The organism is Paenibacillus tundrae (assembly GCF_036884255.1).
In the GTDB taxonomy this organism is placed as follows: domain Bacteria; phylum Bacillota; class Bacilli; order Paenibacillales; family Paenibacillaceae; genus Paenibacillus.
Window position 1 is genome coordinate 2,935,501 of record NZ_CP145605.1, and the last position, 22,749, is coordinate 2,958,249.

At 42.8% G+C, this 22,749-nt stretch carries 17 protein-coding genes; 13 read left to right on the plus strand and 4 right to left on the minus strand.

All coding sequences use genetic code 11. The features are described from left to right. Window positions 1-99 precede the first annotated feature (99 nt). Entirely contained in the window at window positions 100-615 is a 516-nt protein-coding gene (locus V6W81_RS13220; RefSeq protein ID WP_145047523.1) for a MerR family transcriptional regulator, read from the plus strand. Window positions 616-749: 134 nt separating this feature from the next. Here the strand turns inward: V6W81_RS13220 and V6W81_RS13225 are convergent, their stop codons facing one another. Further along, on the minus strand, window positions 750-1,718 hold the full coding sequence (locus tag V6W81_RS13225) for a bile acid:sodium symporter family protein (protein WP_338543638.1): 969 nt from the start codon (window positions 1,716-1,718) through the stop codon (window positions 750-752). A gap of 154 nt (window positions 1,719-1,872) precedes the next feature. Between V6W81_RS13225 and V6W81_RS13230 the strand changes: the two genes are divergently transcribed. The 4 genes from V6W81_RS13230 to V6W81_RS13245 all read left to right on the plus strand — a co-directional run bounded on the left by V6W81_RS13230 (window position 1,873) and on the right by V6W81_RS13245 (window position 7,031). Beyond that, window positions 1,873-2,340, plus strand: coding sequence for a DUF6376 family protein (locus tag V6W81_RS13230; protein ID WP_310139503.1), 468 nt, complete (start codon window positions 1,873-1,875; stop codon window positions 2,338-2,340). A 154-nt stretch (window positions 2,341-2,494) separates the two neighbouring features. Continuing rightward, complete coding sequence (locus tag V6W81_RS13235) at window positions 2,495-3,250, plus strand: SDR family NAD(P)-dependent oxidoreductase (RefSeq protein WP_310139506.1); 756 nt, start codon at window positions 2,495-2,497, stop codon at window positions 3,248-3,250. Between the two features lie 476 nt (window positions 3,251-3,726). Next, window positions 3,727-4,524, plus strand: a complete 798-nt coding sequence (locus tag V6W81_RS13240; protein ID WP_338543642.1) for a sulfite exporter TauE/SafE family protein — start codon at window positions 3,727-3,729, stop codon at window positions 4,522-4,524. Window positions 4,525-4,649: 125 nt separating this feature from the next. Further along, complete coding sequence (locus V6W81_RS13245) at window positions 4,650-7,031, plus strand: polyprenyl synthetase family protein (protein ID WP_338543643.1); 2,382 nt, start codon at window positions 4,650-4,652, stop codon at window positions 7,029-7,031. A 136-nt stretch (window positions 7,032-7,167) separates the two neighbouring features. Here V6W81_RS13245 and V6W81_RS13250 read toward each other — a convergent pair whose 3' ends face one another. Beyond that, window positions 7,168-8,934 (minus strand): ABC transporter substrate-binding protein, encoded by a 1,767-nt coding sequence (locus V6W81_RS13250; protein WP_338543644.1) that lies wholly within the window; start codon window positions 8,932-8,934, stop codon window positions 7,168-7,170. A gap of 177 nt (window positions 8,935-9,111) precedes the next feature. Here V6W81_RS13250 and V6W81_RS13255 point away from each other — a divergent pair, with 177 nt between their 5' ends. The 4 genes from V6W81_RS13255 to V6W81_RS13270 all read left to right on the plus strand — a co-directional run bounded on the left by V6W81_RS13255 (window position 9,112) and on the right by V6W81_RS13270 (window position 15,589). Beyond that, the gene (locus tag V6W81_RS13255) at window positions 9,112-10,344 is read left to right on the plus strand and encodes an MDR family MFS transporter (protein ID WP_338543645.1); all 1,233 of its coding nucleotides are present in this window, start codon (window positions 9,112-9,114) and stop codon (window positions 10,342-10,344) included. A 149-nt stretch (window positions 10,345-10,493) separates the two neighbouring features. Beyond that, window positions 10,494-11,309 carry a copper amine oxidase N-terminal domain-containing protein gene (locus tag V6W81_RS13260; protein ID WP_338543647.1) on the plus strand — a complete coding sequence of 272 codons (816 nt, stop codon included), beginning with the start codon at window positions 10,494-10,496 and terminating at the stop codon, window positions 11,307-11,309. Between the two features lie 768 nt (window positions 11,310-12,077). Then, window positions 12,078-13,823 (plus strand): ABC transporter ATP-binding protein, encoded by a 1,746-nt coding sequence (locus V6W81_RS13265; RefSeq protein WP_338543648.1) that lies wholly within the window; start codon window positions 12,078-12,080, stop codon window positions 13,821-13,823. Beyond that, window positions 13,820-15,589 carry an ABC transporter ATP-binding protein gene (locus V6W81_RS13270; RefSeq protein ID WP_145047532.1) on the plus strand — a complete coding sequence of 590 codons (1,770 nt, stop codon included), beginning with the start codon at window positions 13,820-13,822 and terminating at the stop codon, window positions 15,587-15,589. The genes V6W81_RS13265 and V6W81_RS13270 overlap by 4 nt, the downstream gene beginning before the upstream one ends. A 150-nt stretch (window positions 15,590-15,739) precedes the next feature. Here V6W81_RS13270 and cyoE read toward each other — a convergent pair whose 3' ends face one another. Then, the gene (gene cyoE, locus V6W81_RS13275) at window positions 15,740-16,669 is read right to left on the minus strand and encodes a heme o synthase (protein WP_145047533.1); all 930 of its coding nucleotides are present in this window, start codon (window positions 16,667-16,669) and stop codon (window positions 15,740-15,742) included. A 500-nt stretch (window positions 16,670-17,169) separates the two neighbouring features. Between cyoE and V6W81_RS13280 the strand changes: the two genes are divergently transcribed. Next, window positions 17,170-18,090 carry an NAD(P)/FAD-dependent oxidoreductase gene (locus tag V6W81_RS13280; RefSeq protein WP_338543650.1) on the plus strand — a complete coding sequence of 307 codons (921 nt, stop codon included), beginning with the start codon at window positions 17,170-17,172 and terminating at the stop codon, window positions 18,088-18,090. A 146-nt stretch (window positions 18,091-18,236) separates the two neighbouring features. On the opposite strand, the gene V6W81_RS13285 is transcribed toward V6W81_RS13280, so the two are convergent. Continuing rightward, on the minus strand, window positions 18,237-18,824 hold the full coding sequence (locus tag V6W81_RS13285) for a LysE family transporter (protein WP_338543651.1): 588 nt from the start codon (window positions 18,822-18,824) through the stop codon (window positions 18,237-18,239). A 144-nt stretch (window positions 18,825-18,968) separates the two neighbouring features. Between V6W81_RS13285 and V6W81_RS13290 the strand changes: the two genes are divergently transcribed. The 3 genes from V6W81_RS13290 to V6W81_RS13300 all read left to right on the plus strand — a co-directional run bounded on the left by V6W81_RS13290 (window position 18,969) and on the right by V6W81_RS13300 (window position 21,939). Further along, window positions 18,969-19,529: a helix-turn-helix domain-containing protein gene (locus V6W81_RS13290; RefSeq protein ID WP_338543653.1), complete on the plus strand. Its 561-nt coding sequence runs from the start codon at window positions 18,969-18,971 to the stop codon at window positions 19,527-19,529. A 96-nt stretch (window positions 19,530-19,625) separates the two neighbouring features. Beyond that, complete coding sequence (locus V6W81_RS13295) at window positions 19,626-20,204, plus strand: TetR/AcrR family transcriptional regulator (protein ID WP_056692037.1); 579 nt, start codon at window positions 19,626-19,628, stop codon at window positions 20,202-20,204. 253 nt (window positions 20,205-20,457) lie between these two features. Further along, a complete protein-coding gene (locus tag V6W81_RS13300) occupies window positions 20,458-21,939 on the plus strand; it encodes a DHA2 family efflux MFS transporter permease subunit (protein WP_145047783.1) in 1,482 nt (493 codons plus the stop codon). The last annotated feature ends 810 nt before the right edge of the window (window positions 21,940-22,749 follow it).

The window sequence follows — 22,749 nt, forward strand, 5'->3', positions numbered from 1 at the left end:
CTTTCACTACTGATCTGCTTGCGTTACAATAAGCCTATTACCTTCGTGTAACACGAAGTCAAGCGGGTATCCTAAATTTTTTTGTGAGGAGGATTACATATGTATACGGTTCAAGATGCGGCATTAATTACGGGGCTTACTGAGCATGCTGTGCGCTTCTATACAGATAAAGGACTGGTGCCTAGCGTTCAACGGAATAAAAACAATGTCCGGCTGTTTGACGAGGAATCCATTAATTGGCTACACGGGGTTAGATGTTTGAAGCAGACGGGACTACCAATCGAGAACATCAAAACATATGTCGATCTCTGCCTGGAAGGTGATTCAACCGTTCCGCAGCGTCTCGCACTTATGATGGAGTATAAGGAGGCCGCGTTAATTCAGCTGGAAGAGGCGAAGCAGCGCGTTGCGCATCTGGAAGAGAAGACTCTCCACTATCAAGCCATCCTAGAGCGAGGCATTCCGGACATGACCAACCCTCGTACTTGGGAAACAAATCGGGAGGAGCCGGCTGATTGCCCAGCCTCTCGTTCGGCCAATAACAGTCTTTCAGCTGTTGAAGCATCGGGTCAATGCCCAGCAGCGATGCAGGAGCAGATCACCAGCGTTTCTTAAATTCAACCAATCCAATTACCTGATCCGCTAAAGTCTATAGACAGACCCATAAATATGCTTGCTTCAAAATAAATAAAAAACGCCGACATGTATTGTCGGCGTTTGGCATTATGATACATCGTCGTACGATGTTGTTACGCAGCGGATGTCTTATCTGACTTCTGCAGCAGTTGAGAACGGCGACCCAATAGATAACCTGACAAGGAAGCGAGCATTTGCTGAAACACCATACCGAGGACAACGGGAACGGCAACGGGCGGTGGGAAATAAGTAACAGCCAGTACCGCGCCAGCACTAATGTTACGCATGCCTCCGTTAAAGACCAGAGCCACCTGATCGGCCTCATCCCAGCCTAGTACTCGGGCAATGAAATAACTTAGGGCATAGCCGAATGATGCGAGAAAAACAATAATCACTGCAAGACCAGCTAATTTCCAATTGAAATTAGCTAAGTAAGGTGCAACCACAGAGCCATTAATCGCGACGACTGCTGCCATGAATAGTTTGGATAACGGATTCAATCTTGGTCCCCAGATGGGAACGATTTTGCCCTTAGTCCATTCATTTAACAGCATGCCGACCAGTGAAGGGACAACGATCATCCAGAACAGACTGCTCATCATGGCAGCCGTGTCCAATGATACACTTGTGCCGATCAACAGTGACAGCACCCCTGGAACTACAAAGGGAGCAAGCATTGTATCAATGAGAATAATCGAAAGAGTTAATGCAATGTTGCCTCGATAGATACTGACCCAGATGAAACTGCTGATACCTGTTGGAATAACTGCGGCAAGAACAAGCCCGGTAATCGTATATGCATCTGTTGGGAAAACCAAATGCCCCATACCTAAAGCTATTACAGGCATTGCTAAATGCAAAATAAACAAACAAACAAATAACGGAAAAGGTTTCTTCAGGACATTTAGAAAATCTCGTATCCCCAGACTGATACTTCCCGCAAAGGTCATGAAGGCAAACAACCATGGTGACAAAAAGGTATAAGAAGAAAGAAAACTACCGCATAGTACACCAATAACAATACTGACTGGAGTAATGAGTGGCATAATGCGGTTCAAGCGTTGATTCAAAGCTTGAAGCATATGCAAGACATCCCTTTATCGTATGATGATTATATTATACATCTTAAATGACATAAATGGAGGCTACATTTGCCATAAGGTGGGTTAAACAGCTATCATGGATGTGAAAATGACTTTAATTTTATTTTAAATTTTAGAAAAAAGGAGAGATTTCATGATCAAAATTAGAAAACGTAGCTGGATGCTGACAGGGCTTCTTGCTTCGAGTCTTTTCGTAATTTCCGCCTGCTCTGTCGTTGAACAAGCGAATGAAAGTTTGAATTACGTCAGTGGAGCTACAGAATATATAGAACAAGTATCAAGCGCGGGAGCAGAACTTCAGCAACTTGCTTCCCAAGCGGTGAACAATGCAGAAGTAACCACTCAGATTCAAGAGAAGATCGACCACATTCAAGCTGAAGCTAGTGAGTTCTCACAATTAACTGCACCTGCAATTGGAGAGGGCATTCATGAGAATCTGGTGGGTTATAATAATCAACTTACGGAAGTCATCAACCAATGGGAAACGACAATTGCTGAGCAAGGCTTCACAACTGAAAATTGGGAGAAGACAGGGATACCTGAATTAATCTCCAACATCAACAGTTTGAGTGATCCGTTAAGTGGCCTTCAGAGTGAGTAAAAGGGAATGCTTCATCATTATATGCTCTAATTCAAAACACTTATGATCTTACCCTTTATTGGCTTGTATGGGATACATGAATATTAATTTTGGGTAAAAGTTACACTAAGATGTAATTTGTATTCGAGAACATGTAACCAAAGGAGACCTACTTATGGCTGAACATCATGGGAAAGTTATTATTATTACTGGTGGAGCAAGTGGTATTGGTAGAGAAACGGCACTTCAACTGTCAGATCAGGGAGCAACGATTGTCGTAGCGGATTTCAACGAAGAGGGTGCGAAGCAGGTTGCCGCTTCGATTGAAGCAGGCGGTGGAACAGCGGCGGCATACAAAGTGGATGTATCCAAAGGCGATGAGATCAAGGCTCTTGTCGATTGGACAGTTGATAAATTCGGTACACTCAGCGGTATTTTCAATAATGCCGGAATTGGGCTTGTAAAACCTTTCCTAGAGATGGATCCAGAATCATATCACAGAGTCATCGATGTAGACCAACATAGTGTGTACTATGGGATGTACTATGGTGCGAAGAAGATGGTTGAATTGAACGTGCCAGGAACCATTGTGAATACAGCCTCCATCTATGGAAGCGTGGCGGCAGTAGGGAGCTTCAACTACAATGCGGCCAAAGCGGCTGTTGTGATGATGTCTAAATCCGGTGCGCTCGAACTCGCAGAGCATGGCATCCGTGTTGTTGGCGTTGCCCCGGGCTACATTGATACACCGATTCTTGGTGACAACCAAGAGGTTAAGGATGCTCTCGCTTCGCAACATATGAGTGGTAAACTCATTCAGCCTGAGAAGGTTGCAAGTGTCGTTACCTTTCTGTTCAGCGATGCAGCAAGTGCAGTAAATGGATCAACAGTTGCTGTCGATGATGGGTTCCTAAGCTTTAAAACGAGGTAATGTGTAAGGCTTACCTTAAGGGGTTATTCAATTCGTTAGCTTTGGCAAACACACTTTCCTAAAGAAGAACCAAAAAACGGTGCTGAACGATTAATCGTTCGCACCGTTTTCTATTTATCTTAATCCTATACATATTGAAAGAAATGTTACGTAGTCATCATCGATCATGATACAATAAACAGATGTGTTTTATCATTTTGTGGTGTCATAAACAATGCGTACACCAAGAGAGCCATAGCTCTCTTCCTTGTATTGACAATTAGAGCAAGCTTTTATTGAGCAAACGGCATCGTGTTGAACTTGTAATTTTTCGTTACAGTGCGGACAATTGTTATCAAAAAGAGTCTTCAACACGTTGAACATGCTTAATCACTCATTTCGGATTAATTTACTTGGAATTATTATATCCGATTTTGGGGCAGACGTATACTGTTTTCGTTATATTTTTTGCGGAATTTTGAAAGGAAGAAAAACCGATGGATGTTATGCTTTTTATCATCATGTTTATACTGGGTCTAACGGGTTCATTCTTCTCTGGATTGTTAGGTATAGGTGGAGCAATCATAAATTACCCACTTTTGCTGTATGTTCCTTCACTCGTAGGCTTGCAGCCTTTCTCGGCACATGAAGTATCTTCAATTAGCATGTTTCAGGTGTTTTTTGCCTCATTGTCTGGGGTGATTGCCTATCAGCGAAAACAAAGACGTACACCTCATCAGAAGTCGTATATTCATCGAGGTCTAGTTGGATATATGGGGAGCAGCATTCTTGTGGGCAGTCTAATCGGAGGGTCGGTATCCGGTTATCTGAGCGAGCAAGTGATTAATCTGATCTATGGAATTTTGGCGGTGATTGCGATTGTTCTTATGCTGATCCCTAGCAGAGGAACAATCGATAGCTCTGATGATCTTGAGTTTAACAAAGGCATTGCTTCAGTTACTGCTGGAGCAGTTGGTATCGTCTCAGGTATTGTAGGAGCAGGTGGGGCGTTCATTCTTATTCCAATTATGCTTACAGTACTCCGTATTCCAATCCGAATAACAATTGCCTCATCGCTTGCGATCGTATTCATATCAGCTATTGGGGGCGTTCTCGGAAAAATCACAGGAGGGAATATACCGCTTGAGCCCATCATATATACTGTCATTGGTAGCTTGATTGGCGCTGCCTTGGGTTCCAGAGTAAGTTCGATGATTAATGTGAAATTGCTAAGATATGGATTAATTGTGCTCATCGCATTTACCGCGGTGAAGGTGTGGTCTACCATTTTATAAATGTGATCTGCAGTAGGTTGAACAATACGTATCAATTTCGTAACCAAAATGTGATTTCGCCGTATACCAATTAAGAACATGAGCTGACGAAATTAACACTAATAGAAGTTGAGGTATTTCATCCTATGAATAACGCATTGATTGAGCGAGTTGATGCAGAGTATGGGCAAGCCGAGCAAAAGGCAGCGCAGTACTTTGCTTCCCTCCATAAACAGCTTATGAATCATACGTATACGACTGAACTTACACAAGACATTCATTTATGGCAAAAGAAACACATTCACCGCTATCCCTGGTTGTCCTTCCTATCACGAAGTAAACGAAAACCAGACCCTCAAGACGTTCAGCGTTATATTCACCGGTTGAATGTGTCGGGGAAATTAGACGATTATCTAGATCGCAGTATTTCTTATATTTATATGAGAGATTTAGGAAAAGCACTGGATTCTGCGGATACTCAAGCTCGTATTCAGCGAGTTGTTCAAGATACAAAACGGTACTTCTTATCATCTGCGTCCCAATCGAACAGAGAGCCGGATTACATCAGTTTGGCTGCCTTGTATCGCTGGTCTCAGAAGGAGAATGTAGAATCTGCAATCATCTGGGTAATGAACAAACTGAAGAGCGTGGCAGCCAACATTCCTGAGGAATTGGATGCAGAGAATGCACAGCGCAAGCTGATCAAAATCATACTTGGTGTTGTGCTGCACGTTACGGATGATATGAATGCAGAGACACCCTCTGATGAACGCGCTCAGCGATTAGATGCGGCAATTCGATTGGGCTATTCTTACGGATTAACCTATCCTTTTATCGATGATTTGCTGGACTCGCAGGCACTCACTGTAGAAGAGAAGGAGCAGTATTCTCTTATGATCCGTGAAGCACTTCTGACAGGTGTCGTTCCAGACATCGAAGAGTGGAAGGGGGAGTATCATGATGTCATTCAATATGTGCATGCGGAGTTACGCGAGGCATTTGAGTACATTCATAATTATCAGCGACCCGAGACACAGCGCACCTTTTTGCAGCAATCTTATGTGTTCTTCCAATCCCAAGAGATAGATCGCGCCAAAACGTTATCAAACGCTCATTACTCAAATGAGGAATTATACATTCCGATTATTATCAAGTCTTCTTCTTCACGATTGATTGTTCGTTCGGTGCTTAGTGCGCCAGAAGATGAAGGGTTTGATCTACGTACCTTCTATTATGGGATTTATAATCAACTTGCGGATGACTTTGCTGATATGTTTGACGATCTGGAGGAGGGTGCGGTCACCCCATACACATATTATCTGACGTATCGCGATCAGCGACCGGATCTTATTAATCCTTATGAGTTGTATTGGACTGTAATCTCTCACCTGATCCATGACGTATATCATTCAGATGATCAGACACGTGAAGTCATACTCGACCGTGCCATCAATGGACTTAAGCGCTGTAGAGAACGTCTGGGTCAGCCTAAATATAATGAAATTATGGACATTCTGGCATCCGGCCAACCGGAGTTCAACCGACTCGTACAGAAAATGGTACAGAAAGCCGATGATGTCGATTTCCTGGATAAATTACTTCGTGATCAGGTCGTCATTCATCTACGACAGGACAAGAAGGAGAAGCAGGAGTTTGTAGATACGATTCGCACGGTTCGTGAACAGATCAATAAGGAGCTACAGATTTCTAAGCCAACCGGACTTCATGAAATGAAAGAAACCCTTATTGATGCATCGAACTACAGCCTTCAGGGGGATGGTAAGCGAATAAGGCCCATTCTGACGTGGGTAATGGGAGTACGTGAATACGGATTGCAGGAAGCAGCGATTGTACCGCTCTTGCGATCGCTCGAATATATGCACACTGCCTCGCTTATTTTCGATGATCTGCCTACACAGGACAATGCATCGACACGCCGCGGCCGCTCTACATTGCATCACTTGCATAACAGTGCAACAGCTGAGCTAACGGGTCTGTACTTGATCCAAAGAGCCATTGGAGAGCAATCCTCGTTGGATCGTTTCGATCCCCAAACGGTACTTTCACTCATTCGCTACTCTGCACAAAAAGCGGAGGATATGTGTATGGGACAGGCGATGGACTTGAATTCCAAAGGCAAAGTGCTGAACCTGGAGCAACTGAACGAGATCTGTTTTTACAAAACAGGCATTGCGTTTGAAGCTGCACTCGTTATGCCGGCTATTTTGGCACAGGTACCTGAATCTGAGATCAACACACTGAAAAAATTTGCCTATCATGCAGGCATCGCTTTTCAGATTAAGGACGATCTGCTCGATCTGGTTGGAGATCATTTGTTGCTTGGCAAACCAGCAGGTCAGGATGTGCGGAACAATAATTCAACCTTTGTATCCATTCTTGGTGAAGAAGGTGCGAAGAAGGAGATGTGGGAACACTACTGCCAGGCAACGGATGCCTTGCATGAGATGCGTAAGAACATTCCTTTTCTCCGACATTTGTTAGATTATATCATTGGGCGAGAGCGTTGAGTCATAGAAGCAACAACAGTAGCAACACCAATAGAGTGAAGAACCGTCTTTAACATGAAGGCGGTTTTTTTAATGGATACAACTTAAGATGTGCGTGTATGTGAGGGTTAGGGTATAAATGTGATCATCGCAAAACCTATTGATTCTTAATCCACAGCTTGGAAATGTCCATATAGCCAAAATCAGCTGTTTGCATGCCGAATAAACTTTGGTTCAGCTGAGCACGTTTGTTCATGTGACATCCATGTAAAATCCAGTAATTGTCCCTGAGCAAATCCTCGGCTTCATCTAACAGTTGTGCGCGTGCTTGCTTATCAAGCTGTCCAAACGAATCCAGTTTCTGTTCTAACTCGTCTAGTGAATGTGGCGCCATGCAGATATGAAGGTGATTCGACCGATTCGTAAAAAAATGAATCAACCCATATTGCCAATCCTCCTCCAAAATTTCTTCAGCTAAAATTAGATCGGCATTCATCGCATTAGTAGGATACAGACACTCATTCGTCGGAGACAGTTCGATATGTAAGCCAATTTGCTGTGCTCGTTGTTGAAGCCAGTTGGCAGCTAAGACATCCTTGTTCTCCGAGTACGATAATATGAGCGTCTCACCCAGATATCCGCTGCTGTGTAGCAGATCACGTGCTTGCTCAAGTGAGGAAGGAGTCCAATGATGCTCGGCACTTTTCCAGGGCAAAAGGCTGTTTGCTGGCGTAATGCGATTGCCTCCCAGTTCTGCTACCAGTGAAACAGGATCATAGACCATTTTCATTGATTGCCGAAACTTGGGGTGATGAAAGATACCAGGTTTATTAAAATTGAACAATATATATTGGCAGCCCAGAGCAGGATAATTGAAACTGTTAGTTTGTGCGTAATGAGTAGATTGCTCCAACCGATCCGTTCCGGGTAGTTCATAGTGACGTTCATTGGACTCAAGGTCTGGTACAAACCAAAAATGGACTTGATCAAGGTAAGGACGAATACCGTAATAGTTATCAAATGCGCTAAGTTTCAATAAATCCTCATTGATCTCACTAATCTGAAAAGGCCCAGTGCCAATGAGTTGTTTGGATACATCAACATCGTATGGGAGGATCGTCATTGGAATACAACTGAACAAATGCAAGAAGAATTGATTGGGACGGCTCAAATAAAAGCGAATGCAGTAATCTCCAGCAACTTCGATTTGTTCAATGTCACGATATAACCAAATAACTGGACTATTTACTCTTCGTAAACGCTGTAATGTAAATTCAACGTCTTCAGATGTCAACATTCTATTGTGGTGGAAGCGCACACTCTTACGTAAATAGAAAGTCCATACTTGATGATCCTTGCTACTTTCCCACATGTGAGCCAGATCAGGCAGGAACGTATCGGTTTTGGCATCGTAGGTCACCAATGTACTACACACTTGCCCAAGCAAGTAGGTTTCAAAAGCATTGTATACAAATGCGGGATCCAGATCTGCCAATCTACGAGATCGCATCATACGCAGAACATCCTGACCCGAAGAGCTTTCCGAATGGCTGTGAAATCCCATTTGTTTATACAACGAATCTAACAATTGTTCCCGAAGAGTCTCATTATTCTCCATAGTGCCAATGAATTCAATGGCTTCCTTCATCTTACCTTTCCTCATGAGTTCCGTGAAGCGATCTTCCATGACCTCATTCTCACTGTGGAGCAAGGTTAATGTAGAATGATGACCTCTGCCAATCCCTGGCTGCCAGTGGATAAAGCCTTTCTCTTCCAGCTTTCGCAAAATGAATTTAACATTTCGAGGCGTGCAACATAGGACAGTGGATAGTGTATCGATCGTTACGGGAACCGGTGTATGTAGTTTAAATGTAACCTCATTCGCTGTTGTAAGTCGCATATAATGAGCGGTTGTTGTGTCCAAGAAAAGATAATCTCCTTTATAAAAAATGTTGTTCAAATTAGAGTTCAATAAAAGGTGAAATGTCTATTTAATTTCTTACACTTTTATTTCCCCCTTTGTTCTATACAATTATACATAATTCAACAGACGAAGGGCAGACCTTCTAGACGTTAACAACGAGAACAGGAGAACATACGAATGAAGCAACATTTAAGGCAGATTCACCCTTTAGCTTGGACAATCATTGTTGGAACGATGTTTGGACGTTTGGTAACCTCGATGAGCATTCCGTTTCTATCGATTTATCTAACGAGTGTGCTTGGAGCAACACCGACGGAAACTGGATTCACAGTCGCTGTCAGTTCATTGGCTGGAGTGATGGTGAGCTTTTATGGAGGCTATATCTCAGATCGGATTGGTCGTAAACTGGTTATGTTGGTCTCCATTTTTTGCTGGGCAGGGGTCTTTTTCATCTTTTCCGAGGCAGAGTATTTATGGGTGTTCTTTGTGGCGAATACGCTCAATGGGTTATGTCGCGCTGTCTTTGAGCCAACGTCACGGGCACTGTTATCGGACATCACTCCACCGGAGAACAAACTGCTCGTATTCAATCTGAGGTATGCCGCTATTAATCTTGGGGTTGTATTTGGTCCAATCATTGGATTTCAATTGGGGTCAGCGCAATCGACTTTTCCATTTCTGATCTCTGGGCTCGTATACATTGTTTATGGTCTTGTGTTAATTGTACAATTCCAGCTTCAACATGCTAATCTACCACAGCCCTCGAAGGCGAAGGCACCACGCTTACGCGATGCATTGGCTACGGCTGGACGTGATCGTGTATTTTTGCCAGTACTGATTGGAACGACATTCTGTGTACTTGGTTATGGACATTTTGGTTCAACGCTTGCCCAATACATGGAGCGTAGTACAATGTTTGATAATGGAAGTCAGTTGTTCTCCTATATGTTATCGCTCAATGCTGTAACGGTGCTAATCGTGCAGTATCCTATCGTGCGTGCATTTCGAAATGCACCGCCGCTTGTACCGCTCATCTGGGGTAATCTCTTGGTGGCAGCAAGTTTGTTACTGTTCGGTATGGCGAGTGGCGCAGCACTACTGATGGTCAGTGTTGTATTATTCACCGTTGGAGAAGTGTTGTTATTTACAATGATGGATATGCTGATTGATCGAATTGCGAAGCCAGAATGGAAAGGCACGTACTTTGGCACAATTGGTTTTAACAATTTTGGTAACGTTATGGCACCGATTATGGGTGGTTTATTACTGAGCCAATTCGGAGGACATGGAATAGCTGTATTTCTTCCGCTTGCGTTGATCACGGCACTTGGGCTTCCTTTTCTATGGATTGCTCACAAGCGGCTGATCACGAGGGAGCGGGAGGCTCACGCGCTACAGCAGAGTGCATAAACCAATGTATTTCATCACGAATGTATGTGTGGTTTGTTTACAGTGATCAGCACTTTTTTAAATGTGTCACAGTAACTTCTAGGGGGCATGAAGTGTTACTTAGGATAGAGAAAAGTGAAAAACGATCATCTATACCTAGGAGGTTGAATATGTTTAAGAAGGTCGTATCCGTATGCGTTGCATCCGTGCTCTTTGGCATAATGGCAGTACCTGGATTTGCAGAAACGAACCGAGCGGAGATTCATACGGGGGTCATTGTGAATAATCGGGTGCTCATTCCACTGCGGGTGGTATCACAGCATCTGGGTGCAAATGTAAAATGGGATAAGTATTCGAAGAGCATTCTATTGACCAAAAATGATAAGAAGATTGCTCTGGCCGTTAATTTCAAAAATGCCATTGTTAATGATTACATTGAATCTATGGATTCACCCGTTGAGTTGATCCATGCAACAACATATGTTCCGCTCCGATTTGTCAGCCAAACGTTAGGAGCCGAGCTACAATGGAACAAGGAAGCCAAGCAGGCAAATGTTAGTCTTGATAATCACCATATCATGATTAGCATACAACCTGATCCCGTTCAGATTGCTGATGCTCAGAAACTAACTCAAGCCCGATTGAATGAACTGTTAACCAAGTTAGATGCAACGTCTAATATGCCAGATATTAAACAAATAAGGGCGTATTTTAAGCCCTATTTTACGGAGCAATTGATTCAATCCATTCTGGATGGACTGCAGTTGCAGGGTGAAGGCGTGCGATTCGGTGCTCCAGAAACCGGCATTCATTATACGAGCAGTACAACAGCAACATTGTCTCAATCTTATGTTCTTGGGAATACATTAACCGGTGACTCCCATTATGTATATGATCGAAATGTTGAGCTATTATACAGCAGAGGAATATGGAAGGTGCATAAGATAAAAGTCTACCTCAGAGATATTCCATACTTAGGTTATTAAGCGTGCGTAGCATACGTTCACATTATTAATCACATGAATTAAATAACAATTCAGTAAATATGTTCTTGACGTACTGACCTTTTAACGAATACAATAAACAACAAATATGTGAGACGGGTGGGTGTAGTAATGATGTTCATGCCAAAATTGATATCTAATCGATAACTGAATACGCATGAGCATGATGACACAACCATTTGCGTTAGAGTACATGTTCAAGAAGACGGGTTTCCATACCGAGAAGATGGGATGAAACTAGAAAGAAATCGACTTTTTGAACGACCTCTGAAAGATAGCGTCTGGCAGTCCTGTTTATGCATCCTGTCATGGACGCTCATCCGTAGTGCGAATGTCAAGGAGAAGGCCAGTAACGTTACATAATCTAATGGTATTCTTCTTGTTATAGAAGCCATAGATGAACTTAGTTCATCTATGGCTTTTTGTCGTGCACTGCAAGCAAAAGTTTCATAAGAAAGGGGGCGATCAAGCATGTGAATTAGGTATACGTTTGTTCGTGTTGGCTCGTGAAGAGATGTAGGGTCAAGTTTAGAGTTGGTTAGGTTTTGGAATTATTGTAATCATTCAGAATCATCCAGAAACAAAATAAATAATAGGTAGGAGAATGTAAAATGGTACAACATCAATACAATCATAGAATTCATGTATGGTTTAGCGAAATTATATATGATTCAGCCTAGTTAAGCAGAGTTTGAGATGATGTATTTAATAGTTCTAACAAAGTGATCCGTACGTTGGAGGTGGGGCGAGGTGCCTAAACAAGAGAAAAAATCGATGTCATGGCTATTGAGGTATCTAAAGCCAGTCCGAATGAGACTGGTTCTGTTGTTAATTATTTTGCTGACATCGACGGGATTACAGCTTCTCAATCCGCAGATCATCAAGCGGTTTATTGATACAGCAGCGAGTGGGGGCGTAGCTTCTAGTCTCATTCAGCTTGCAGGTATATTTCTAATTATTGCGATCTTCAATCAACTGTTAACTGTAGCTGTAAGTTATTTAGGTAATGATGTCGCATGGCGGGCAACGAATCAACTAAGGGGTGATCTGCTGAAGCATTGCCTTGGACTTGATATGAGGTTCCATAATGTGAAAACGCCTGGAGAGATGATCGAACGGGTGGATGGCGATGTCACGAGCATTTCTAATTTCTTTGCGATGTTTATTGTGCAGGTTATTGGCAGCTTTGTACTTCTTGCTGGAATCCTTGGTTTCATGTTCACGATTAATACACCGATTGCACTGGTAATGACGGTGTTCACACTGGTATCGATTCTGTTTATGGTCTTTATTCGAAATATGGGTGTGCAGTCATCCAAAAACGAGCGAGAAGCAAGTGCGTCCTTGTTCGGTATGATTGAGGAGCGTATTGCTGGTATTGAGGATGTGCAGGCAAACGGTCATGTGCCTTATGTGATGAATCGCTTCTATCGATTGATGCGAATCGTGTTTTTGAAAGGGCGCAGAGCTTGGATGCTTCGCGTTATTCCGTGGAATACAACGGTGATTTTGTTTGCCATAGCTGTAACTGCGGTACTCATGCTTGGTGTTCACAATTACATGCAAGGGGCGATTAGTCTAGGAACGTTGTTCCTCATATATCAATACACACAGATGTTGAATGATCCAATTGAGATGCTGGGAGATCAGGTGCAAGAATTTCAGAAAGCCAAATCCGGCATGCTTCGCTCACGAGAACTGCTCTCCCTGAGCAGTGAGATTAGAGACGGAAACCGAGATACACTTCCTGCAGGTGCACTGGGTCTGGAGTTCGAACATGTGCATTTTAGCTATAACGAGGATAAACCGGTATTGCGAGATATTTCTTTTAAAATTAAGCCTGGGGAACGTCTTGGTATTATCGGACGCACGGGTAGTGGGAAATCCAGTCTGAGTCGTGTTCTTCTTCGTTTGTATAATCTGAATCAGGGTGTAATCCGGGTCGGAGGCCAGGATATCACGGAGCTAACACTACCTGCTTTATACCGCCGGGTTGGAATGGTTACGCAGGATGTACAGTTGTTTGACGGTACGCTACGGGATAACTTGACGTTATTTAACTCGGAAGTTTCAGACAGCATGATTATGGAAACGACAGAGCGACTCGGGCTGCGTCAATGGATCGATACACAACCGGAAGGATTAGACACTCACTTGAAAGCAGGCGGTTCTTCGCTTTCGGCTGGAGAAGCGCAGCTATTTGCACTAACACGTGTATTTCTGACAGAGCCAAGTCTAGTTATCCTAGATGAACCCTCTTCACGTCTGGATGCTGCTACAGAGATGTTGCTGCAGCAAGCGGTTGATGAACTAATGAAACAATGCACAGGCATAATTATCGCACATCGATTAGCTACGCTAGATCAAGTAGATCAGATTATGGTGCTGAGTGATGGTGAGATTGTCGAATTTGGAGCGAGAGAAGAGCTCGCGAATAATCCGGATTCACATTATGCAAGATTGCGCATGACGGGTAGAGAGGAGGAGTTGGCTTGAATGTCGCAGGATTTATAGGTCGTTTATTTCGATTCAAATTATTATTATTTATAATCAATGGGTTGTTATGGTGTATATTTCATTCCCTTCCGCTTGCCATCGGGATTGGTATGCAATGGTTTTTTGACCGTGTGACCATCGGATCTACCGATTACTTGTGGCTTGCGGTTCCATTAATCTTTCTTGCACTAGTTAGAGTGGCCAGAATCGGCACATTCTTTACTGCTTTTTATGCTTGGATTACCTATGTGTATCACATACAAGCGATATTACGAACGAATATGCTTGCAGGTATTATGCGCTGGCCTGGTCGGAATCTTCCGGCTTCACCAGGTGAGGCGATGAGTCGGTTCCGCGATGATGTCGATGAAGTGGTTGAGTATGTAGAGTCCTGGGTCGACTTCTGGGGTAGGCTGGTATTTGCCATCGTTTCAATCATCATTATGGCTAATATCAATTGGAAGATTACATTGGTTGCTGTACTTCCACTGGTTATCGTTACAATGCTTAATAACCTGTCAGGCAATCGGGCTCGTAAGTATGCTCAAGTCAATCGTGAATCGACCGGTCGGATCACCAGTTTTATTGCTGAGACATTTGGAGCTGTGCAGGCGCTGAAGCTCGGGCAAGCAGAAGAGCATGTCTCATCCCGCTTCAATACCTTGAATGAACAACGCCGCCAAGCAGCACTGCGGGATAATCTGTTCAAGCAGTGGATGAGATCACTGAATCAACACGTTCTTAGTATCTGTACTGGCTTAATTCTGCTGATGTGTGCAGCGGAGATGAGAGCAGGGCAGTTTACGGTGGGTGATTTTGCACTCTTCACGTCCTATCTTGCCAACATCGGCTTTAGTATTTCCTTGTTTGGGTATATGGTATTCCAACATAAACGGCTAAAGGTGTCCTTTGATCGGATGCGCAAATTATTTCGCCCTGGCGAGGAAAACCGAATTATGGATTATCGGGAAATCTATCTGAATCAAGATCCTCCTGAGCTGACTGACATCGAGCGAAGTCCAGGAGATGAACTCCAAGAGTTAGAAGTGAGTAATCTGAGTTATCAGTATCCAGATTCCACGAACGGGATACAGAATGTTGAGTTTCGCTTGCAGAGAGGGCAATTCCTTGTCATTACAGGGCGTATTGGATCAGGGAAATCAACCTTGGTGCGCACGCTTCTGGGTCTTCTGCCGAAACAGGAGGGAACGATCCGCTGGAATGGAAAAGAGGTAGATCCAGCTACATTTCTGATGCCTCCAAGAGCAGCATATACACCGCAGGTTCCACGCTTATTCAGCGATACATTACGTGAGAATATTGTTCAAGGTAAACGAGAATCGGTAGATGAATCGCTGGAAAAAGCGATTCGATTAGCCGTAATGAAGAAGGATATTGAAAATCTCGATGAAGGACTTGAGACATCTGTGGGTCCTCGGGGCGTTATGCTGTCAGGCGGACAGATTCAACGGGCGTCTACCGCGCGTATGCTGATGACCGAGGCAGACCTGTTTATCTTCGACGACTTATCCAGTGCGCTAGATGTGGAAACAGAACAATTAGTTTGGGAAGGATTGGCCAGTGAGCGAGAGGTAACCTGTATTGCGGTCTCCCATCGTAGAGCCGCATTATCTAGAGCCGATCATATCATTGTAATGAAGGATGGACGCATTGAAGCGGAAGGCAGTTTGAATCACTTACTTGAAACGAGTGAAGAGATGCAACTGCTCTGGCAAGGTGAACATACACCTGCTAAGGTTGGATAAGGTAGAATGAAAAGCAAAATTTGAAATGCAACTGGTGAAGGCTTGTTAAAGTAAATGATTTAACTTAACTAGCTTATCGTCACATGAAAAAGCCATATCAATCACTCGTCTTGAGTTGGTCGATATGGCTCTTTGCTTATCTATCTATTATTATTTGATTAATTGAGCAATTAGAGAATAAGCAATGATAACAAGGAAAACAATCGTAATGTGATTAATGGAGAAGATGAACATTTTTTGTGACCATTTCTTCATTTCGTTTCTGTCAAAAGTAGCTACGCTCAAAATGAACCATGCCAAGCTTACAAGGAAGGCAACGATCGCAACAAATGGACTTAATGGCCAGAATAAGAAGCTGGAAGCCATCAGTAATACCAGATAAACATTTGTCTGGATGTAGGTACGTCTGATTCCTTTTACAACAGGAAGCATTGGAACATTTGCTGCTTTGTATTCATCAAATCTGCGAATCGCAATACCGTAAAAGTGAGGCATTTGCCACAACAGCATAGTCACCACTAGCGCCCAGATTTCAAAGTGACCAAGTTCTGGGGAGATGGCTGCCCAACCGATAAGAGGAGGTACAGCTCCAGACAAGCTTCCTACTTCAGTGTTATAAATCGTTGTGCGTTTGGTCCACATTGTGTATGGGAACACGTAGAGCAGTAGACCTAGAATACCAAAGACAGCAGCCGACGGGGAAGCAATGTAGAGAAGTATTCCGCCGATAATGGTGATGGTAATACCTAGAATTAGTCCAGACTTAGTGTTGACTTGTCCAGTTACAGTTGGACGTGTTCTGGTGCGCTCCATGATGGCGTCAATGTCACGATCATACAAATTGTTGAATACGCCGGCAGCTCCTATAATGAGAGAGGAGCCAATGACCGAAAGAATAATCGGTACAATGTTAGCCAAGAATGAAGCATCGAATACATACAGAGCCAAGCATAAACCTGCCAACATGGCGATTAAATTGGACTTGATAATTCCAACTTTGATCGTGTCAAAGAAGACTTTGGGAATAGAGTTGAACTCTAGTTCAATTTTGGGTTGAGACCCTTTATTCAATGTTTTCAAGTACTCACGTCCTATATCTATACTTATATATCTTGTGAACTTATTATAGCATTCCGTTTACTATGTGAAATAAGCAACTTTTTAGTATTAAAAATACTGTCAATTGATTGTGAACAATTTAAAAACAAGAGCTTTTTTAATTGTGAAAAATTAATTTATGTGTTACTGGGGAGAATCTTAAGATGGTGCTACAAAATTTATCTTGCCAAAGATCAATTGAATGTATATTATCGATATAAGGGGTCTTTAATAGTTTGATTAAAGCAGGTGTTCACTATCGATCCTGTACCATTAAATAAGTTCATCGATGTCGCGATCGTATCTATCGCTGTACATACGGTTACCTGCACAGCTTTCTATAGTTCGGTCTACATGGAAGAAATTAAGAAATAACGATTCATTGTATCACTGATTTTCTATTAAGTAGATTAACATCTGCTTAGGCAGTTATTTTTTTGATTAAATTAGAGACATAATATATCTGGAAAGGGTGTATTGATATGAAAGAAATTTTGGATGCGATAATTATTGGTGGAGGACCTGCGGGTCTGAATGCAGCTTTGGTATTAGGTCGGGCAAGAAGAAGTGTTGCTGTAATTGATGCTGGGCAGGCAAGAAATCGGGTTACGCAAAAAGCTCATAATTTTCTGACAAGAGAGGGAGTTAGCCCTAGTGAATTTCGACGGATTGCCAAAGAGCAGATTAGTGCTTTTCCTTCAGTACAATTTGTAGAAGATACGGCAGCTTCTGTGGAAGGAAGCGATGGTTCGTTTCGAATTACGACTTCGGATGGTTTAGTGCTACAAGGTAAAAAGCTTCTGTTTGCAGTTGGTAAGAAGGATCTCCCACTTGATCTTGATGGATTGTCTGAAGTATATGGCAAGACCGCATTTGTATGTCCTTATTGTGATGGATGGGAGCTGAGGGATCAACCTCTCGTATTAATTGTAAATGGAGCGAGAGCCTTACACTTAGCTCAAATTATCGCAGGCTGGACGAACCAATATACAATTTGTACGAATGGACCAGATGAAATGACGGATGAACAACGTGAGGAATTGCAGCAGCACGGCGTTCCGATCTATGAATCACCAGTTGGGCGCATTGAATCACAGGATGGGATAGTACAACGCGTAATCCTGCAAGATGGCAACCAGATTGAGTGCAGTGGTATCTTCTTCGCACCGAAGCTGTCTATCGGATCAGACCTGCCGCAATCTTTAGGATGTGAAGTAAATGAATTAGGTACAGTCGTTGTGGATGAACGAGCGAAAACTTCTGTTCCAGGTGTGTTTAGCGCGGGCGACGCTGCATCTGAATATCATCAAGCGATTGCGGCTGCATCCTTAGGAGCACTTTCGGCAGTGAGTATCAACAGTGAATTAGCTATGGAGGCGTGGAATAAACGAGGTATTGAATGACGTGTTAAAAATAGGGAAGTACAGATAATGAACTAGTTAACATGCATGAAATGATACAAATGATCTAAACGAAATATGACTATTATACAAGGATATAAGCGTTCAACTCCGGTATGGGGGCTGAACGCTTGCTTGTGTTCTGTGTTCTACTTAGAAACTAAGATGGATACGGCGCTGTAGATAAGCATGATCCCCATCAACACATTGAACAGCCTTTCATGTCTCAATAATAAGTTCTGGAATAACGAACCACAGAGTGCCCATGTCATATTGGCGCTAATCCCAATCAGCGTTAGTATCAACGAGAATAAGATTAGATGGTGGTGTGATTGTCCTAGTGGAATGACAAACATGGAGATGGCAGTCAGACCATATATGATGACCTTGGGATTGATGAATTGCAGCACGCAACCAAAACTGAAGCTATAGGGAGAAGTACGTAAAGCGTTGTCCTTTTTGGAATGACTTAACATGACTTTTACAGCTAAATATAGCATGTACATACATCCCAATAGATTAAGTATTGGACGGACGGTTGGAATGAATTGATGAAGCATGAGGCTGAAATAACTGGAGAGTAACATAATGATCATACAACTTAATGCGACTCCTCCTATAAAAGGAAGTGTCTTGCTGAACCCGTGATCTCGTCCGCTTGTCATTGCGATAATGTTATTAGGTCCTGGGCTGAAGGAAGATACGATAGCATAGATCAGTAACGGAATAATAAACATATAGCCTCCATATCCTTTTCGTGTGCCATATAAAGTATTTTTGTGCTTTATAATGCACGAATTTATTTTATTGTACAATATGTGCTCTATAACGCACAATAGGTTTATAATAGAGTACAGAAGAAAAAGAATGGAGAGTGAGGCATGGTGAAGAACCAGGTTAATACGATCCTGGCGCAAAATTTGAAATCAATCCGGGAAGAACGAAAGTTAAGTCTAGATAAGGTAGCTGAATTAACGGGGATCAGTAAGACAATGTTAGGACAGATTGAGCGTGGTGTATCTAATCCAACCATCGCAACCGTATGGAAGATTGCTAACGGATTGAAGACCTCTTTTACATCATTAATTCATGAACAGGCTTCAGATACTCTTCTTGTGAAACGATCGGATGTCCAGCCATGGATTGAGGACAATGGAAAAATACGAATCTATCCCCATTTTCCATTTGAGGATGGACGTCACTTTGAGATGTATATGATGGAAATGGATCTGGAAGCTGATCTACAAGCAGAGCCTCATATTGAAGGAAGTGAGGAATTTATTACGGTCTTCGAAGGAGAAGTTGTCATTCGCATAGAGGAAGAAGAATACATGGTTCGAGCGGGGGAATCCATTCGTTTCCGAGCGAATAGACCGCATGCATACCAACATTCTGGAGCGGTTACGACGAAAATGAGTATGGTAATTCACTATTCAAAATAAGGAAGTTAAAAATTAAAACAAATGATTGACAATGCATTCAAATGCGGTTTTAATTATATAGACCGATTGTTATAATTTTTTGAAGGAAGTGGCTCCATGAGTGAAAAGTCCAATGCTAGAGAGCTTATTGTCAGCACAGCAGCGAGACTGTTTTTTTCACAAGGATATCATGCGACAGGTCTGAATCAGATCATCAAGGAGAGCGGTACGCCGAAGGGATCGTTGTATCACTATTTCCCAAGCGGCAAGGAAGAGCTGGCACACGTATGCATTGAGAAAGCCAATCAGCATATCCTACAGGTGTTTGAAGAGACGTTTGCTGCACATGACAACACGGGAGACGCCATTCAGCAATTCATCCATGACTTGGCTGACGAGACGGAAGCTGCAGGATTTACGGGTTTTTTGCCGTTTAGTTTCTGGGCAGCCGTAGAGACTTCCTGTATCAGTCATCAATTGCGAATTGCGTGTCAGGGTGTATTCGCTGATTGGCAGCAGATCATCAAGAAACATCTGTTATTGGATGGCATGAATGAAGAAAAGGCACGTGATACAGCACTTCTGATCATCTCCATGATGGAGGGAGCACTGATTATCAGCCTGACGAATCAGGACAAACAGCCTCTGCTGACGGCTGCTGATTACTTGTCGGTAGCGGCGAAAAACGCCCTATAAGTAAGCTATATAAATCGAACTTAGTCATTACACGGGAACGGAGGGGACAGAAATAACATGAAGAAGCAAAGCGTTCGCCTTTATCACCGGATTTTCCCTTTGGAGAAGGGAATCAAAAAAATCTGGGGATAACAGCGATCGGAAAGTTATTCTGTCATCGGAGTGGCAAGTGTAATATGCGTAAGTTCATTTATATAGACAAAGAGAGAAATAGTTTGAAACGTTTGAGGAGGATGGGATCGTGGAGGCTTCCATGAAAGGCGGTTCTGTACAGAACCAGGAAGAAACAAAGCAATATAAGGTGTTTCCAATCTTATTTGCTATGTTATTAAGTGGATTTATCGGATTGTTCGGCGAGACAGCATTGAATGTGGCACTAACGCCACTGATGGGATTGCTGGAAGTTGGCCCAACGACGATCCAATGGTTGACTACAGGATATTTGCTCGTTCTAGGTATTCTGGTGCCGGTATCCGGTATGTTATTACAATGGTTTACAACGAGACAGTTGTTCACAACTTCTCTGATATTCTCCATAGCAGGAACATTTGTAGCTGCTCTTGCACCTAGCTTCGAAATTTTATTAGTGGCTAGGGTATTACAAGCGGTCGGTACAGCATTACTTCTTCCGCTCATGTTCAACACCATTTTGGTTATTTTCCCGATTGAGAAGCGCGGTGCAGCTATGGGTCTGATCGGTCTCGTTATTATGTTCGCACCTGCCAGTGGTCCGAGTATCTCGGGTCTGATCTTGGCTAATCTGAGCTGGCACTGGATCTTCTGGATTTCGTTGCCGTTCTTCGTAATCTCCTTAATTTGTGGTTTGCTGTTCTTGCCGAATATTTCGACCTTGACGAAGCCAAAAATTGATGTGCTTTCCATCGTTCTATCTACACTTGGATTCGGCGGTATAGTATATGGATTCAGTAGTGCAGGTGGTCATGGAGATACCGGCGGTGGATGGACAAGTCCAGTCGTAGTGATTACGCTCGTTATTGGTGTGCTGTCCTTGTTAATCTTCAGCATCCGCCAATTGAAAATGAAGCAACCTATGATGGATCTGCGAGCTTTCAAATATCCGATGTTCACAATCGGTCTGATCTTGATCTTCATCTGTATGATGATGATGTTGTCTTCCATGTTGATTCTTCCGATGTATCTGCAGCAAGGTATGGCAGTTACAGCATTGACTGCGGGACTTGTATTGTTGCCGGGTAGCTTGCTCAATGGATTCTTGTCTCCAGTGATGGGACGTCTCTTCGATAAATTCGGCCCGAAATGGCTCGTTAGAATTGGGCTTGCAGTTGTTGCGGTTGTTCTATTTATGTATTCAACTATTACTGCAACCACAGCGCTGGGTACAATCATTACATTACATGTATTTATGATGGTCGGAATCTCGATGATCATGATGCCTGCTCAAACAAATGGTTTGAACCAATTGCCACCAGCATATTATCCTCATGGTACAGCAATCATGAACACACTCCAACAAGTATCGGGTGCGATTGGTACGGCCGTAGCTGTAAGTATTCTGAGTGCTGGTCAGACTCGATTCTTAAGCGGAGTGGCGAACCCTGAAAGTCCTGAGAATCAATTGGCAGGCTTCACATCCGGTGTACAAAATGCCTTTGTTTTTGCACTAGTGCTTGCGCTAATCGGACTGGTCACTTCCTTCTTCATTAAACGTGTTAAAGTAGGTAACCAACAGGGTCAGCAAGGTCCTATGCATTAATGTATATTAGATATTAAACGCAAAAAAACGGTACACTTCCTGTTTATGCAGGGAGGTGCCGTTTTTTTTTGTGTCTTGACGTGAAACGGGTTTCAACCTGTCGAGGGACAAGAACATTGTCCCATTGAAGTCGCTATTTTAGCGGCTTTTTTATTTTATCGGTACAAGTTCTTGTCCCGAGCCAAGGACAAGAACTTGTACCGATTACCGAAATGGACAAGAACATAGTCCGATTGCCGATTAGGTGAGCATCAAAAAAAACGATGTGATTTAAGACTCAACAGGCAGCATATTGTAGCACAGTTATCAATTTTTTTATGGAATAAACAGCTCGATAGAAATAAAAATGGGCGGGTACGTATTAAAAAAGCGAAATATTGGCATTAGAACTAGCCGCTGAGGACAAGAACTTGTACCGATTACCTGAATTAGACAAGAACATGTTCTCATTGCCGATTAGGCGTTTATCTAATCGTTATTTTGCCTGTTAATCCATTAAACTAATAGGCAGATTAGTTTAATTATAAAGCCCAAACTCTTGTCCCTGTTTAGGGAGAGAGTTTGGTCCCTTTACTTTATTAAACTGTCGATTATGCATAATGGCCTGATGTATGTCGATCCAGACGGCAGACATACTATTGTTTACTTCTTAATCTTCAAGCTGGGCTTCTCTTAGCTGTTCATGAATGTTACAAACATAGTAATACGATAACATATGAATCAGATCATATTCAGGTTTGTAATGAGGGCGATACTCTTCAATTTATTAACCAAACTCCCTTGTAACTTGTAGGAAAGAAAGCCTGCTTG

Coding starts and splice junctions, on each gene's coding strand:
- V6W81_RS13220 (WP_145047523.1), top strand. CDS start 100: ATGTATACGGTTCAAGATGCGGCATTAATTACGGGGCTTACTGAGCAT.
- V6W81_RS13225 (WP_338543638.1), bottom strand. CDS start 1,718: ATGCTTCAAGCTTTGAATCAACGCTTGAACCGCATTATGCCACTCATT.
- V6W81_RS13230 (WP_310139503.1), top strand. CDS start 1,873: ATGATCAAAATTAGAAAACGTAGCTGGATGCTGACAGGGCTTCTTGCT.
- V6W81_RS13235 (WP_310139506.1), top strand. CDS start 2,495: ATGGCTGAACATCATGGGAAAGTTATTATTATTACTGGTGGAGCAAGT.
- V6W81_RS13240 (WP_338543642.1), top strand. CDS start 3,727: ATGGATGTTATGCTTTTTATCATCATGTTTATACTGGGTCTAACGGGT.
- V6W81_RS13245 (WP_338543643.1), top strand. CDS start 4,650: ATGAATAACGCATTGATTGAGCGAGTTGATGCAGAGTATGGGCAAGCC.
- V6W81_RS13255 (WP_338543645.1), top strand. CDS start 9,112: ATGAAGCAACATTTAAGGCAGATTCACCCTTTAGCTTGGACAATCATT.
- V6W81_RS13260 (WP_338543647.1), top strand. CDS start 10,494: ATGTTTAAGAAGGTCGTATCCGTATGCGTTGCATCCGTGCTCTTTGGC.
- V6W81_RS13280 (WP_338543650.1), top strand. CDS start 17,170: ATGAAAGAAATTTTGGATGCGATAATTATTGGTGGAGGACCTGCGGGT.
- V6W81_RS13285 (WP_338543651.1), bottom strand. CDS start 18,824: ATGTTTATTATTCCGTTACTGATCTATGCTATCGTATCTTCCTTCAGC.
- V6W81_RS13290 (WP_338543653.1), top strand. CDS start 18,969: ATGGTGAAGAACCAGGTTAATACGATCCTGGCGCAAAATTTGAAATCA.
- V6W81_RS13295 (WP_056692037.1), top strand. CDS start 19,626: ATGAGTGAAAAGTCCAATGCTAGAGAGCTTATTGTCAGCACAGCAGCG.
- V6W81_RS13300 (WP_145047783.1), top strand. CDS start 20,458: ATGAAAGGCGGTTCTGTACAGAACCAGGAAGAAACAAAGCAATATAAG.